This is a genomic window from Paraburkholderia sp. RL18-101-BIB-B, from assembly GCF_046026985.1.
In the GTDB taxonomy this organism is placed as follows: domain Bacteria; phylum Pseudomonadota; class Gammaproteobacteria; order Burkholderiales; family Burkholderiaceae; genus Paraburkholderia.
In genome coordinates, this window is the sequence record NZ_JARESV010000052.1 from 27,610 (window position 1) to 42,115 (window position 14,506).

Consider the following 14,506-nt stretch of genomic DNA (forward strand, 5'->3'; position numbering starts at 1 on the left):
GTCGCTCGCAGCAAACAACGCACCGTATCGGGAATCGCGCTTCATGAGTCGACTGATCATCGTATCGAACCGGGTTGCGCCAATCTCGGAGGGCGGCCCGGCGGCAGGTGGTCTGGCGGTCGGCGTGTACGACGCGCTGAAGGAAACCGGCGGCATGTGGTTCGGCTGGAGCGGCGACGTTCTCACCTCAGGCCAGCCGCAGATCAAGGTCGAGGAGCGCGGCCCGGTGACCTTCGCGACCATCGCGCTGATGCGCCGCGACTACGATCAGTACTATCGTGGCTTCTCGAACGCCACACTGTGGCCCGCGTTCCACTATCGCGCCGACCTGCTGCAATACGACCGGCACGACTTCGAGGGCTATTGCCGCGTCAATGCGTGGCTTGCGCAACAGCTCGTGCCGCTGCTGCGCGAAGACGACGTGATCTGGGTCCACGACTACCATCTGATTCCGTTCGCGCAAGCGTTGCGCGCGGCGGGCGTGAAGAATCGCATCGGCTTTTTCCTGCACATTCCGTTTCCGGCTTCGCAGGTGCTGCTGGCGGTGCCGCCGCATCGCGAACTCGTCGAGGCGCTGTGTTCGTTCGATCTGCTCGGCTTCCAGACCGCGCCGGATCTGCGCGCGTTCTGCGACTACATCGTCAATGAAGCGAACGGCACGGTCGACGCATCGGCGCAAGGCCCGCTGACGATCCACGCGTTCGGCCGCACGCTGCGCGCGGCGGCGTATCCGATCGGCGTCTATCCGGACGAGATCGCCGAACTCGCGAAAGCGGGTGAGCGCGGCAAACCGGTGCGCACGATGAAGGCGACGCTGCATTCGCGCAAGCTGATCATGAGCGTGGACCGGCTCGATTATTCGAAGGGACTGGTCGAGCGTTTTCGTGCCTTCGAGCGGCTGCTCGAACACGCGGCCGCGCAACGCAACAAGGTGTCCTTCCTGCAGATCGCGCCGCCGACGCGCGCCGACATGCACGCGTACCAGGATATCCGCTTGCAGCTCGAAGGCGAGTCGGGGCGCATCAACGGACGCTTCGCCGAACTGGACTGGACGCCGATTCTCTACATCCACAAGCAGTACGAGCGCTCGGTGCTGGCCGCGCTGTTCCGCACCGCGCACGTCGGCTATGTCACGCCGTTGCGTGACGGCATGAACCTCGTCGCCAAGGAGTATGTGTCGGCGCAGGATCCCGAGAATCCCGGCGTGCTCGTGCTGTCGCGCTTTGCCGGCGCCGCGCAGGAACTGGATGGAGCGCTGATCGTCAATCCGGTCGATATCGACGGCATGGCCGAGGCGCTCGCGCGCGCGCTCGGCATGCCGCTCGCGGAGCGTCAGGCGCGCCATCGCGACATGATGGTGCAGTTGCGCGAGAACAATGTGTCGGTGTGGCGCGATAACTTCATGCGCGATTTGCAGGGCGTCGCTGGTGCAAAGAGCACCCGAAGCGGGAAGGCGCGCGCCGTGTCGGGGAGAAAGGCGGCGCGCGAAACTCAGGCCGGGTAGGTTGCGTTCGAGGCTGCTTGCAGCGCGTGTAAAAGAAAAAGCCGCTCGAGAGCGGCTTTTCGTTAGGCGGTGACGGCTCGCGGCTCGAAGCCTGCCGCGCGGGTTCAGACCACGTGCTGTTCGTCGACCTTCTTTCCGCCGATGTGCAGCGTGTGGCCCTTGCCATACTGCTTGGTGAGCAGATCGCGATACAGGCCGGGACGCTGGCGTAGTTCTTCCGGACTGCCGTCGTCGATGACCTTGCCGGCGCTCATCACGATGATCCGGTCGAAGTTGTTCAGCGTCGACAGACGGTGCGCGATCGCCACCACCGTACGGCCGACCATCAGCCGGTCGAGCGCCTTCTGGATCGCTTCTTCCGACGCGCTGTCGAGCGCCGAGGTGGCTTCGTCGAGCAGCAGGATCGGCGCGTTCTTCAGGATCGCGCGTGCAATCGCGATCCGCTGACGCTGGCCGCCCGAGAGCTTCACGCCGCGGTCGCCGACGATCGTGTCGTAGCCTTCCGGCATGGCCTCGATGAAGTCCGCGCAGCGCGCCTCGCGCGCGGCCGCGAGCACTTCTTCGCGGCTCGCCTCCGGGCGCCCGTAGGCGATGTTCTCGTACACCGTGCGATGGAACAGGGAGATGTCCTGCGGGACCAGCGCGATCGTGTGGCGCAGGCTGTCCTGCGTGATCGTGGCGATGTCCTGGCCGTCGATCCTGATCGCGCCGCCTTGCGTCTCGTAGAAACGCTGCAGCAGCGCCAGCACGGTGGATTTGCCCGCGCCCGACTTGCCGATCAGGCCGACGCGCTGGCCGGGTTCGATATGCAGGTCGAAGTGATCGAGAATCGGGCGGCGGCGCGGGTAAGCGAACGTCACGCTTTCGAAATCGATGCGGCCGCCTTGCGGCACGAGTTCGGTCGCACCGTCGCGATCCGGCATGCCGTGCGGCTCCAGCAGCGTGCGCACGGCTTCAGCGAGACGCGCCACGTGCTGCGTGACGTCGACGAGCGCCACGGCCAGGTCGCGCGTGCCGTGCAGGATCGTGAAACCGAGCGAGCTGACGAGCACGATGTCGCCCGAGGTCGCCTTGCCTTGATCCCACAGCCAGAGCGCCCAGCCCAGCAGGCCCGCCGACAGCAGCGCGGTGATCACCGCGTGCAGCAGACGCAGCTTTTCCAGATACAGCAGGCTCTGCTGGCGCGCGTCCATCTCGGCCTTGACCGTTGCGCCGAACCGCTGCTGCTCGCGAAACGTCATGCCGAAGGCGCGCACGAGGCCCATGTTGCTGATCACGTCGACCAGCTCGCCGTCCACCGACGCCGCCTTGGTGGCGAAATGATGATGGCGCGCCGAGCCGCGGCCGGCCAGCTTGTACAGCACGACCGACAGAATGGCCGAGCACAGCATCAGGCCACAGGCCATCAGCGGATTCACCGCGATGATCATGACGATCGCGCCGAGCACCGCGATGCACGGCGGCAGCACGTTCCACGCGGTGGTGTTCTCCGCCGTGTAGACCGCGTTCGAGGTCGCCGTGATCCGGCTCGCGAGCATGCCCGGCTGCTTCTCGGAGTAGTACGTTGGCGAGTGTCCGCTCAGATACTGAAACAGGTCGCGCCGCAGGTCGCCGGTCACGGCGACGAACGTATGCGCGGCGACCCAGCCGCCGACCCGCCACAGCATGTTGTCGGCGGCGATCAGGCCGACCAGGATGGCGAACGCCCCCCACAGCGGGCCGGGATGATGCCGGCCTTCGCCGAGCACGTCGATCAGGTGTTTAATCGCGTATTGCGAAGCGAGCGCACAGCCCACGGCCGCAAACACGCTGCACAGGACGATCGCATGCGCGAGCGGATGGCGGCGGATAAAGCGGAAAAGGAACGCAAGAGGCCGGTGCGCATAGCTCGCGAGCTTTGCGTTCTGGGCATTACGCTGGGCGATGGTTAAATGTTCCAATTGATCGTGAGGTCGATGTGTTTCGGGTTGTGCATGCAAAGCGTAGGCCACATGGAAAAGGTTCGCCGCGAAGCCGATGCTTCGCATTGTAAACATGCAAAAGCGATTGCGCCCTGTGTATCCGGGCCTTGGCGCGATTGATTTCGCGATAGACGTCCGCGACCTACTGCTACTCGACCCGTCTATGGGGTCAGGGTTCACGCAGGCTGCGGAACTTTTCGGGATATAATTACAAATTGCATTCAACCGCGATGCGGCATTTCTTCAACGCTTGCCGGCAAAGTTGACGCAGGAGCTTACGACGCCACCTCGGCGGTCCATGTCGCAAGCCAGTTGCCACTGTAGAACTGTCTTAGAAAACAAGGGTTTGCAAAGTGTTTCGCCTTTGTAACAACGTAAAGACTTTGAAATGTTGTGGTGCAGCGAGAATCCCGGCATTGATAATGCATGCTCTGTAGGCCCGCCGAATTTTCTGACAGTTTGTCAACGTAGGTGTCATGTGTGCGTTTACCGGCACATGCGCAGACATTGATCACTGGTCTGGGCTCACTACCCAAGCGATCCATCGCAGGATTTCTCGAAAGAATCAGGCCCGCGCCGGCATATTCCGGCCAGACTGCCCTGGCGAGCAAGCGAGTCGCTTTTACCAAACGCAGTACTTTTGCCTGATTTTTTACGAGGAGTTCTTCATATGCGAATCGCTCAAATCGCTCCGTTGCACGAGGCGGTTCCTCCCAAGCTGTACGGTGGTACGGAACGCGTGGTGTCCTATCTGACTGAAGCTTTGGTCGAGCAGGGGCACGACGTCACGCTCTTTGCGAGCGGCGATTCGCAAACCTCGGCGAAACTCGAAGCCTTCTGGCCGCAGGCGCTGCGCCTCGACCCGACCATCCGCGACGTGATGGCGCCGCACATGCTGCTGCTCGAAGAAGTGCGCCGCCGCGCGGACGAATTCGACGTGCTGCATTTCCACATCGACTACTACCCGTTCTCGCTGTTCGCGCGCCAGCCGGTGCCGTTCCTGACCACGCTGCACGGCCGTCTCGATCTGCCGGAACTGCAGCCGATCTTCAATACGTTCAGCGACGTGCCGGTGGTGTCGATTTCGGACAACCAGCGCATTCCGCTGCAACAGGCGAACTGGCTGCAAACCGTCTATCACGGCCTGCCGGAAAACGTGCTCACGCCGATCGCCAACGTCGAGCCGGGCTACCTCGCTTTCCTCGGCCGCGTCTCGCCGGAGAAGGGCCTCGACCGCGCGATCCGCATCGCCGGCCAGGCAGGCATGAAGCTCAAGGTCGCCGCCAAGATCGACAAGGCCGACCGCGCCTATTACGAAGAAGTGATCAAGCCGCTAATGGCGCTCCCGCACGTCGAGTACATCGGCGAAATCGGCGAAGCCGAAAAGCGTGAGTTCCTCGGCAACGCGCATGCACTGGTGTTCCCGATCGACTGGCCGGAGCCCTTCGGTCTGGTCATGATCGAAGCGATGGCGTGCGGTACGCCGGCGATCGCGTTTAACCGCGGTTCGGTGCCGGAAGTGATCGAAAACGGCGTGTCGGGCTTCGTCGTCGAAGACGAAATCAGCGCGGTCGCCGCAGTCAAGCGTCTGCACACGCTGTCGCGCGCCGGTGTGCGCAAGGCGTTCGAGTCGCGCTTCTCGTCGAAGGTGATGGCGAAGAACTACGTCGCCACCTACGAAGAACTGCTGCGCCAGAAGCATCGCACCGTGCTGCGCGAAGTCAACGCCAGCTAATCGACGTGATGCGCGGCAAGTAAAAAAAGTCGCATCGGCTCGAGGAGCGCTTTCAGGCGCTCCGGCGGCCGCCAGCAACGCCCCGTGCGGCACTTGCCCACGGGGCGTTGTTGCAGGCGCGCCGCGTTTTTCTTAATCAGCGGACGAAAGTGCGGGTTTCGGCCGGTAAGAATGAGCCACTCTCCGTAATATCCCTATAATGGCCCTGCCGCAAATTTGGCTGCGGCGCCGCCGACGACAGGAGGATGCCTTGCCGAGAACGAAAGAGACGCGTGCGAACGCGGCGCCCGGCGCCGGAACGATTTTCGCGTTGCGCGCCATCGGTCTCGTGATCCTTGCTCGCTGGCTTTTTTCGATGGCGGACCTGGATGCGGGTGCGTCGCTGCTGGCCATGCTGTCCTCGCCGTGGGCGTGCATCAACCTCGTTTTCCTGTTCCTGCTGATCTTCCTGCCGGGCGCGCGCGCCGTGGCCGAGCGCCCGTTTCATCCGCTGCCGCAATGGCTGCGGCAGGCGCTGCGTCTGTTCGCTTTCCTCGGGTTCCTGTTTGCGGTCTGGTCGGTCGGCGCGTTTACCGCGAGCGCCGGCTGGCGGCGTGCCGCCAACGCGGTGGCAGCTTCCAACGGCTGGTTGTTGGCCGCGCCGGCGCTGTATGCGGCCGTGCTGTGGATCTGCCGGCCGCGCGCGCTATGGCGCACCAATATCGCCGCGCGCCGTTTCGCGATCGGCCGCTATGCGATCGCGCTCGATCCGGTCACGCGGACGGTGATCGTGTGGGCGGAGCGTCGCAAGGTGGGACAGTACGACGCGCGCGAATTGTCCGTGCGCTGGGCGGCCGGGCAGGGCGTGCGAACGACGCCGACGCCCACTCCCACGGTCGCGTTCGGCACCGCAGGCGAGCCGGCAGGGTCCGGCGCGTCGCTGGGCTCGGCCGCTGCGCCGTCGCTGGCACACGGCGCCTTTGGGCGCCGTCCGAAGATCGAGTTGCTGTGGGATTCGCCGGCCGCCGCGGGGCACAACCGGCAAACCGTATTCCGCACCGCGCTGACGACCGAGGGCGATCGCGTCGCCGCCCGCGCGCTTGACACATCCTTGCAGCAGGTCTGAGTCTGCCGATTTGTGCAGTCGGCCACACCCCGTGGCCGAAGCAGGCGTTGTAGATTGAGCCGTAGTCGATAATGAAGTCATGGCGCCCGGCGCTTCAGCGCGGGCGAGTGAGACACACAACGATCGTATCGCGTCCTTTGCAGGAGTCGCTATGCTGGTTCGCTGGTTGATTGCCGCCATCCATCTGCTTGCTTATGGCTTCGCGCTCGCGTCGATTCTGCGGCGCACGTGGGCGCTCCGCCGCGCCACCGTGCCTGCCGCGCTGCGCTCCGTGTTCCGGGCGGATACAGGGTGGGGCATCTCGGCCTTGGTGCTGATCGTCACCGGATTGATGCGCGCTTTCGGCGGTTTCGAAAAGGGCGCCGACTACTATCTCCACGAGCCGCTCTTTCATCTCAAGATGACGCTGCTCGTGATTATTCTCATCCTCGAAGTCCCGTCGATGCTCGCGCTGATGCGCTGGCGCGCAGCGATCAGGAAAGGCGCGGCGCCGGATCTGCGCAAGGCGCGCTCCTACGCACGCTATAGCGTGATACAGACGATTTTGATGGTGCTGATGGTGTTTGCGGCGACAGGGATGGCGCGTGGTGTGGGGTTGCCTGCGGGCGTGGTTTAACTCCGGCGCGGGCGCGTTGGCGTTTGGGCGGTTGGTGCTGACCAGCCGCTTGCGCTTACGCGCTTGAACCCACGCTCGCGCTCGTAAAAAATGGGCGGTGGAACGCCAACCGAAAGCGCCGCCAGCATACTAGCGGTTTCCAGTTGACCTTCCACGCGCCCCCTTCAAATCACTTCCCGACCAGCAAGCTGGAATCGTCGGTCCGGTTCGCGTTCGGCCGCGCGGCCCGAGTCGTCGTGAGTTCCGGCTCACCCAGCCCTTTGATCAGCTCCAGCGCCTGACGCTCGAACAACCGCCGGTACAGGCCGTTCTCGAGCCTGATGAGCGCTTCGTGGCTGCCTTCCTCGATTACCTTGCCCTTATCCAGCACCAGCAGCCGGTCCAGCGCACGCACGGTGGAAAGACGGTGCGCCACCACCAGCGTAGTGCGGCCCATCATCAGCCGCTCCATGGCCTGCTGGATCAGCACTTCGCTTTCGCTGTCGAGGCTCGACGTCGCTTCGTCCAGAATCAGGATCGGAGCGTCGGCGAGAAACGCCCGCGCGATGGCGACGCGCTGACGTTCGCCGCCCGAGAGCTTGACGCCGCGTTCACCGACCAGCGTGTCATAGCCATTGGGCAGCGCCGCGATGAAGTCGTGCGCGCTCGCGAGCTTCGCGGCGCGCTCGATCTCGGCGCGGCTCGCACCGGGCCGCGCATACGCGATGTTCTCGGCGAGCGAGCGGTGAAACAGCACCGGCTCCTGCTGAACGATCGCGATCTGGCTGCGCAACGACGCCTGCCGCACCCGGGCGATGTCCTGACCGTCGATCGTGATCCGGCCTTCCGAAATGTCGTAGAGGCGCTGGATCAGCTTGATGAACGTAGTCTTCCCCGAGCCCGAATGCCCGACCAATCCGACGCGTTCGCCCGGCGCAATGCGCACGGAGAAGTTGTCGTAAAGCGGCTGGCCGTTCGTTTCGTAGTGGAAGGTCACGTGCTCGAAACGGATCTCGCCTTTGCCGATCGCGATCGGACCCGCGCCGGCACGGTCTTCGATACCCAGCGGCTGGCTCTCCAGCGATACCAGTTCCTCCATGTCGTTGACCGAGCGTTGCAGGTTGCGGATGTGCATGCCCACGTCGCGCAGATAGCCTTGCAGCATGAAGAACATGGTCAGCGCGAACGTGATGTCGCCGACGCCGGCTTCGCCGCGCGCCCACAGCAGCAGCGCGGCGCCGAGGATCGCGGCCTGAATCGCCACCAGCATGCCACCCTGGACGCCGCCGTTGATCGTGCCGCGCATCCACGTGCGGCGTGTGCGGTGCCGCCACTTGCCGATCACGCGCGACAGCAGCACTTCTTCCCGCTCTTCCGCGCCGAACGCCTTGACCACGCCGTTGCAGCTGACCGCGTCGGCGAGCGCGCCGCCCATGCGCGTGTCCCACGCATTCGCGAGGCGCGCGGCCGGCGCGACAAAGCCGAGCGACATGGCCACGGTCACCGCGATATACAGCACCGAGCCGATGCCGACGACCGCGCCCATCATCGGCCAGCGCCAGCCGAGCAGAACCGTCGCGCCGACCAGCATCACGAGCGACGGCAACAGGGCGATCAGCAGCGTGTCGTTGAGCAGGTCGAGCGCCCACATGCCGCGGGTGATCTTGCGCACCGTCGAGCCGGCGAAGCTGTTGGCGTGCCAGTCGGTCGAAAAGCGTTGCACGCGATGAAACGCATTCGCGGCGATCTCGCTCATCATCTTGAGCGTGAGCCGGATGATGTTGAAGTACACGCCTTGCCGCAGCAATGTGGCGCCGAGGCCGAGCGCGCCCAGCACGCAGAAGGCCGTGATCGCCGCATGCCAGGCGACGGCGTCGCTGGCCGCGCCGGATGCGATGGCATCGACGAGGCGTCCGGCGAACATCGGCGTGAGTACGTCGGCCAACGCCGAGAGCAGCACCAGCGCCGTAATGACGACGATGCGCCAGGGCTGCTGCGCCCAGTGATGGAAGGTAAAGCCGAGGACATCTTTGAAGGCTTGTCCACGAAAGTCGAGTTTTTTTCTGGTCATTTGCCACGACCCGGTGGCGCATGAGCGCACCGAGGTTCCAGTCAGAAGCGAAAGGACGAGACAGTCAAAACGCGCCGGAATGCACCGGCGATTGAACTGCGGACTGTCTGGGAATTGCGCGGAGTGCCTTTTCAGGCGACACCACGTGAACGGCGATTCGGCGACTTAATCGGATGAATTAAGATCGCGAAACCGCTCGCGAGACCATGCCGGGGACGGCGATACGCATTGCAAACATGTGGCGCCTCCCTATGGTCGAATGAAGTGAAGGAAATTGACGGGGCGAATGCCCGAGCGCCAACTATATCAGCAGTATCTGGCGTCCGCAAACGTACGAAGATCCGGAGTTGACGGCTGAGGCGGACGTTGAGCGCCGGAATCTGCCTGGCATTCCGTACGGTTTTCACACGCCAAACCACGAAATGAAAAAGGGCTCACGCATTTCTACGTGAGCCCTTTAGTCTTCGGTGATCGACACACCAAAATTCTGGTGGGTAGTACTGGGATCGAACCAGTGACCCCTGCCGTGTGAAGGCAGTGCTCTACCGCTGAGCTAACCACCCGAAGAGAGCCGAATTATGTCAGGGATTTTCGGCCTCGTCCAGTACTTTTTAAGCGGTTTGCTCATCCGCGGCGGGCGCAGATTCGAGGCGCCACACGCTCGTGCCCTTGATCGCCTTGTCGAGACCGTCGAGCACCGCCCGGTGCGCAGCAAGTTCGTCGTCGCTGGCGGCGATCACGACCAGATCCAGCGAACTGATCGCGATGCGCGGCGCGTGCGCATCGCCACCGGCATGCGACTCGCCGAGCATGTCGATGACGAGGCTTTCCTGGCCGCGCGTCATCGCCAGATAGACTTCGGCGAGCAGTTCCGAGTCGAGCAGGGCGCCGTGCAGCGTTCGGTGCGCGTTGCTGATGCCGAAGCGGTCGCACAGCGCGTCGAGTGAATTGCGCTTGCCGGGGAACATCTGCTTGGCGCGCGCCAGCGTGTCGATGATTTCGCCGCAGTAGGTGCTCACCTGCGGCAAGCCCAGCAACGCGAACTCGACATCGAGAAAGCCGATGTCGAACGGTGCGTTGTGAATGATCAGGTCCGCGCCCTGGATGAAGTCGCGGAACTGGTCGGCGATCTCGCCGAACTTTGGCTTGTCGCTCAGAAATTCGGTGGTCAGGCCGTGAACGGCCAAGGCGCCCGGATCGCTGTCGCGTTCCGGGTTGATGTAGAAGTGCAGGTTGTTGCCGGTGAGCCGGCGGTTCACCAGCTCGACACAGCCGAGTTCGAGAATCCGGTCGCCGGTGCGGGCATTCAGGCCGGTGGTTTCGGTATCGAGGATGAGTTGACGCATGTCGGATTAGCCTGGCAAAGATAATTGCAGCAAAAAAATGGCGCGCGCGGTTAGCCGGCGCGGCCGTCGCAGCAGGAATTACATCTGCGCGAGTGACGCGACGCCGCGATTGGCCAGCTGGTCGGCGCGCTCGTTCTCCGGGTGGCCGTTGTGCCCACGCACCCAGCGCCACTCGATTTCGTGTTGCGCGACGAGCGCATCGAGCCGCTTCCACAAGTCGGCGTTCTTGACCGGCTGCTTCGCGGCGGTGATCCAGCCTTTCTTTTTCCAGCCGTGGATCCATTCGCTGATGCCTTTCTGCACGTATTGCGAGTCGGTGTGCACGACCGCCTTGCAGGGCCGCTTCAGCGCTTCGAGCGCGGCGATCACGCCCATCAGTTCCATGCGGTTGTTGGTGGTGTTGGCTTCGCCGCCGAACAGTTCTTTTTCCTGGTCGCCGAAGCGCAGCAACGCGCCCCAGCCGCCGGGGCCGGGGTTGCCCTTGCAGGCGCCGTCGGTATAAATGTCGATGAGATCGGAAGTCATTGAGTGTGGTTGCGTGTATTCGGTGTGGCGGCGGGCGCGAGGCCCGCGGCGAGGACGGGTTTCTTCACTTTCAGCGGGCCGACGAGACGCATGCCGCGCACGCGCTTGATCGCCTTGATCATGTAGGTGGCGCCGAAAATCGGCCACCAGCGGTCGCCGGCGGCTTCCATGAAGCCGTAGCGGGCGAGCCATTGTTCGCTGCCAAGCGGCGGACGATAGCAGCCGAAGCGCCCGCGTTCAAGGTCGAAGCCCAGCAGCTTGATCCAGTCTTTCAGCCGGGTGAAGGCGATCAGGTCGACGGCCGCCGGCACGAAAGGCCGGCCGGTCATCTTGCCGACCGATTGCCGCGCGCCCCAGAGCGACAGCGAATTGAAGCCGAGAATGATCAACTGGCCTTCGGGCATCAGCACGCGCTCGGCTTCGCGCAGCAGACGGTGCGGGTCGCTCGTGAATTCCAGCGTGTGCGGCATCACGATCAGATCGACGCTTTGCGCTTCGAACGGCAGGTCCAGCAGGTCGCACCATACGGCACTGCGTCCGGCCGGCGCCGGCAGGCCCGCGAGTGCGCCTTGCGCCGCGCCGCTGCCCGAATTGCTGCTCGAACCGTTGCGATTGCCATTGCCAACGTGCCCCGCGCCGCGCGGAAAAGCATACGGCGCGCTCGCCCCGCTCGCGGCGTCGAGCACGAGTCCGCGGCACGGCATGCGGTTCTCGCGCAGCGCGTCGAGTTGCGGCAGGCCGAGTTGCAGCGCATGGTAACCGAACACGTCCGACACCACGCGGTCGAGTTGGGTTTGCTCCCATTCGAGTACGTATCGGCCAGGTGGCGAGTCGGTCCAGGCGGGCCAGTCTATAATCGCTCGGTCAGTCATATCAAAGAATGCGTCGCCTATGAATGCGCTCGAGTACGTACCGGTCCCGGCGTTTGATGACAATTACATCTGGGTCGTTTCCGACGGACACCACGCGGCGGTCGTCGATCCGGGTGAGGCCGCCCCCGTAAAAGCCTATCTGGCGAAACGGGGCTGGCGGCTGAGCGCTATTTTACTCACGCACCATCATCAAGACCACGTCGGCGGGGTGGCCGATCTGCTGAATGGCCAGGCCGTGCCCGTCTACGGCCCCGCCGGTGAAGCGATCGAGCATCTCACGCGCCGTCTGAAAAATGGCGATCATGTGTCGATTGCGGCGCCCGCGCTCGAATTGAGCGTACTCGACGTGCCGGGTCACACGAGCGGCCACATCGCCTATTTCCAGGCGGCCGACCCGCAAGGCACGCCGCACGTGTTTTGTGGCGACACGCTGTTCGCCTGCGGTTGCGGCCGGCTGTTCGAAGGCACGCCGAAGCAGATGCTCGCCTCGCTGGATGCGCTCGCCGCACTGCCCGGCGCGACCGAGGTTCACTGCGCGCACGAGTACACGCTGTCGAATATCCGCTTCGCGCTCGCGTGCGAGCCGGGCAACGCCGAACTGCAGGCCTGGCGGGACAAAGCGAGCGAACTGCGCGCGCGCGACGTGCCCACGCTGCCCACCACGATCGCCCATGAACGCGCCGTGAATCCGTTTTTGCGCGCCGGCGATCCAGCGGTGCAGGCGAGCTTGCGGGAACAGTTGCACGAGAAGGTGCCGGATCGATTGACGGCCTTTACTTTGATGCGCGAATGGAAAAACCGCTTCCGGTGACCCGATCTCAGGAAGGGTATTCCTCACGCGATGAATCGGAAAAATTCGCCAAGCCCAAGATTTACTTGATTTTTTCGTAATTTTCCGATTGACGTAAACGTTGCCGTTTCGTACTATCGGCTGCAAATTCCAGCCCTTGTGGAAGCCGAGACGTTCATGCGATTTATCTTTAGTGCGTTGCTGGTCCTGACGCTCGCCGCTTGCGCGAGCCAGGGACCGACGACGAGTATTCCGAACACCGCAACAAGCCCCGCCAGTCAGCAAGCCGTAGCCGACGCCCTTCGCAAGACAGCCACCGCCAAAGAGACGATCAATGTCGACCAGGGCTCCGTCACTCAGTTGACGAGCGCCGACGCCGACCTGTGGGGCCGTATTCGCCGTGGTTTCCAGATGCCGGACCTGCAAACCGACCTCGTCGACATGCAGGTCAACTGGTATGCGCAGCGTCCCGATTACGTGCAGCGCATGACCGAGCGCTCGCAAAAGTACCTGTACCACATCGTCGAAGAGCTCGAGGCGCGCCATATGCCGACCGAGCTCGCGTTGCTGCCGTTCATCGAATCGGCGTATAGCCCGCAGGCTTTGTCGGTGGCGAAGGCGGCCGGCATGTGGCAGTTCATGCCGGGCACGGGCCGCACCTACAACCTCAAGCAGAACATGTGGCAGGACGAGCGCCGCGACGTGCTGGCCTCGACCAGCGCCGCGCTCGACTATCTGTCGCGTCTGCATGACATGTTCGGCGACTGGCAGTTGGCTCTCGCGGCGTACAACTGGGGCGAGGGCAACGTGCAGCGCGCGATTGCGCGCAACGAAGCGGCGGGCTTGCCCACCGACTATCTGAGCCTGCGCATGCCGAACGAGACGCGCAACTACGTGCCGAAACTGCAGGCGGTGAAGAACATCGTGATGAACCCGCAGATGTACGGGCTCACGCTGCCGTCCATTCCGAACCACCCGTATTTCGTGACGGTGACCACCTCGCACGACATCGACGTGGACATGGCTGCCAAGCTCTCGAATCTGTCCGCAGACGAATTCCGCTCGCTGAACCCGTCGTTCAGGAAGCCGGTGATTCTCGGCGCGACGCAGCCGCAGATCCTGCTGCCGTTCGACAACGCCAGCGCCTTCGAGCGCAATCTGAAGACGTACTCCGGCTCGCTGTCGTCGTGGACCACGTACACGGTCACCGAACGCGCGACACCCGCGGCGATCGCGCAGAAGATCAGTGTCGATGCCGACACGCTGATGGAAGTGAACAAGATTCCGGTCGGCATGCGTTTGAAACCCGGCTCCACGATCGTGGTGCCGCGCGGTTCGGACGACGACGAAGACATCAGCGCAGACGTGGCTGAAAGCGCCGTGCTGGCGATGGAGCCCGACGTCCCCGATACGCGCAAGATGCTGATCCGCGTGCGCCGTAATCAGTCGATGGCCGCCATTGCCGTGCGCTACGGCGTGTCGGTCGGCCAGTTGAAGGCATGGAACCGCACGCATCGCGACAGCGTGTCGCGCGGCCAGGTGATCGTGCTGCACGTGCCGGTCGGCAAGGCGATGCCGAGCGAGCCGGGTCCGGAGCGCATCGCGACCGACGTGCAAGGCGGCGGAGTCGAGAAGATCGGCACCCGCGTCGCAGACACGCGCAGTGATTCGCGCTACGATAAGAAGAAGGGTCGTGGCCGGACAGAGGTGGTGAAAGTCTCCGACCCGGTAGGCAAGGTCAGCAAGCCGACTGCATCCGGCGCCAATAAGGGCAAGGTGACCAAGGTGTCGGCTTCCACGTCCAGCAAGGCGTCGAAGGCTGCGGCAGAGAGCCGCCCGAAGACCGTGGCCAACGCGAAGAAGGGTAAGTAGACCAATAGCGGCTCAGACGGTAGTGACCACATGCGTTGCGGGGGCAGCGCATGAATTGCGCTCCGATCACGCACCGTGCTTTTTCCAACGCCGTCACCTGTGGTGACGGCGTTTTTCATTGTGCAGATCA

11 protein-coding genes and 1 tRNA gene are annotated in these 14,506 nt (G+C 63.7%); 6 read left to right on the forward strand and 6 right to left on the reverse strand.

Annotated elements, in window-relative coordinates:
• The first annotated feature begins 43 nt into the window (after window positions 1–43).
• Window positions 44–1,504 (forward strand): alpha,alpha-trehalose-phosphate synthase (UDP-forming), encoded by a 1,461-nt coding sequence (gene otsA, locus P0D73_RS38940; RefSeq protein WP_408319184.1) that lies wholly within the window; start codon window positions 44–46, stop codon window positions 1,502–1,504.
• Between the two features lie 104 nt (window positions 1,505–1,608).
• On the opposite strand, the gene P0D73_RS38945 is transcribed toward otsA, so the two are convergent.
• Entirely contained in the window at window positions 1,609–3,444 is a 1,836-nt protein-coding gene (locus P0D73_RS38945; RefSeq protein ID WP_132373599.1) for an ABC transporter ATP-binding protein, read from the reverse strand.
• Window positions 3,445–4,135: 691 nt separating this feature from the next.
• Between P0D73_RS38945 and P0D73_RS38950 the strand changes: the two genes are divergently transcribed.
• The 3 genes from P0D73_RS38950 (at window position 4,136) to P0D73_RS38960 (ending at window position 6,921) form a co-directional block, all read left to right on the forward strand.
• The gene (locus P0D73_RS38950) at window positions 4,136–5,200 is read left to right on the forward strand and encodes a glycosyltransferase family 4 protein (RefSeq protein WP_132373600.1); all 1,065 of its coding nucleotides are present in this window, start codon (window positions 4,136–4,138) and stop codon (window positions 5,198–5,200) included.
• A 250-nt stretch (window positions 5,201–5,450) separates the two neighbouring features.
• A complete protein-coding gene (locus P0D73_RS38955) occupies window positions 5,451–6,305 on the forward strand; it encodes a hypothetical protein (protein ID WP_408435364.1) in 855 nt (284 codons plus the stop codon).
• A 151-nt stretch (window positions 6,306–6,456) separates the two neighbouring features.
• Window positions 6,457–6,921 (forward strand): DUF2214 family protein, encoded by a 465-nt coding sequence (locus tag P0D73_RS38960; protein WP_408181727.1) that lies wholly within the window; start codon window positions 6,457–6,459, stop codon window positions 6,919–6,921.
• Between the two features lie 169 nt (window positions 6,922–7,090).
• Here the strand turns inward: P0D73_RS38960 and P0D73_RS38965 are convergent, their stop codons facing one another.
• The 5 genes from P0D73_RS38965 to P0D73_RS38985 all read right to left on the reverse strand — a co-directional run bounded on the left by P0D73_RS38965 (window position 7,091) and on the right by P0D73_RS38985 (window position 11,714).
• Window positions 7,091–8,971 carry an ABC transporter ATP-binding protein gene (locus tag P0D73_RS38965; protein WP_408435366.1) on the reverse strand — a complete coding sequence of 627 codons (1,881 nt, stop codon included), beginning with the start codon at window positions 8,969–8,971 and terminating at the stop codon, window positions 7,091–7,093.
• A 488-nt stretch (window positions 8,972–9,459) separates the two neighbouring features.
• A tRNA-Val gene (locus tag P0D73_RS38970) sits at window positions 9,460–9,534 on the reverse strand.
• Window positions 9,535–9,582: 48 nt separating this feature from the next.
• A complete protein-coding gene (gene dnaQ, locus P0D73_RS38975; protein ID WP_408291692.1) occupies window positions 9,583–10,317 on the reverse strand; it encodes a DNA polymerase III subunit epsilon in 735 nt (244 codons plus the stop codon).
• Window positions 10,318–10,395: 78 nt separating this feature from the next.
• Entirely contained in the window at window positions 10,396–10,842 is a 447-nt protein-coding gene (rnhA, locus tag P0D73_RS38980) for a ribonuclease HI (protein ID WP_106283734.1), read from the reverse strand.
• Complete coding sequence (locus tag P0D73_RS38985) at window positions 10,839–11,714, reverse strand: class I SAM-dependent methyltransferase (RefSeq protein ID WP_408181731.1); 876 nt, start codon at window positions 11,712–11,714, stop codon at window positions 10,839–10,841. Before P0D73_RS38985 ends, rnhA begins: the two co-directional genes overlap by 4 nt.
• Window positions 11,715–11,733: 19 nt before the next feature.
• On the opposite strand from P0D73_RS38985, the gene gloB reads away from it, so the two are divergent.
• Both gloB and P0D73_RS38995 read left to right on the forward strand, forming a co-directional pair.
• A complete protein-coding gene (gene gloB / locus P0D73_RS38990; RefSeq protein ID WP_132373606.1) occupies window positions 11,734–12,525 on the forward strand; it encodes a hydroxyacylglutathione hydrolase in 792 nt (263 codons plus the stop codon).
• 156 nt (window positions 12,526–12,681) lie between these two features.
• The gene (locus tag P0D73_RS38995; RefSeq protein WP_408181732.1) at window positions 12,682–14,376 is read left to right on the forward strand and encodes a transglycosylase SLT domain-containing protein; all 1,695 of its coding nucleotides are present in this window, start codon (window positions 12,682–12,684) and stop codon (window positions 14,374–14,376) included.
• Window positions 14,377–14,506: the final 130 nt, after the last annotated feature.

Excerpts from the sequence above, each read along its gene's own strand:
- gloB (WP_132373606.1), top strand. The coding sequence starts at position 11,734 with ATGAATGCGCTCGAGTACGTACCGGTCCCGGCGTTTGATGACAATTAC.
- dnaQ (WP_408291692.1), bottom strand. The coding sequence starts at position 10,317 with ATGCGTCAACTCATCCTCGATACCGAAACCACCGGCCTGAATGCCCGC.
- rnhA (WP_106283734.1), bottom strand. The coding sequence starts at position 10,842 with ATGACTTCCGATCTCATCGACATTTATACCGACGGCGCCTGCAAGGGC.
- otsA (WP_408319184.1), top strand. The coding sequence starts at position 44 with ATGAGTCGACTGATCATCGTATCGAACCGGGTTGCGCCAATCTCGGAG.
- P0D73_RS38995 (WP_408181732.1), top strand. The coding sequence starts at position 12,682 with ATGCGATTTATCTTTAGTGCGTTGCTGGTCCTGACGCTCGCCGCTTGC.
- P0D73_RS38950 (WP_132373600.1), top strand. The coding sequence starts at position 4,136 with ATGCGAATCGCTCAAATCGCTCCGTTGCACGAGGCGGTTCCTCCCAAG.
- P0D73_RS38960 (WP_408181727.1), top strand. The coding sequence starts at position 6,457 with ATGCTGGTTCGCTGGTTGATTGCCGCCATCCATCTGCTTGCTTATGGC.
- P0D73_RS38985 (WP_408181731.1), bottom strand. The coding sequence starts at position 11,714 with ATGACTGACCGAGCGATTATAGACTGGCCCGCCTGGACCGACTCGCCA.
- P0D73_RS38965 (WP_408435366.1), bottom strand. The coding sequence starts at position 8,971 with ATGACCAGAAAAAAACTCGACTTTCGTGGACAAGCCTTCAAAGATGTC.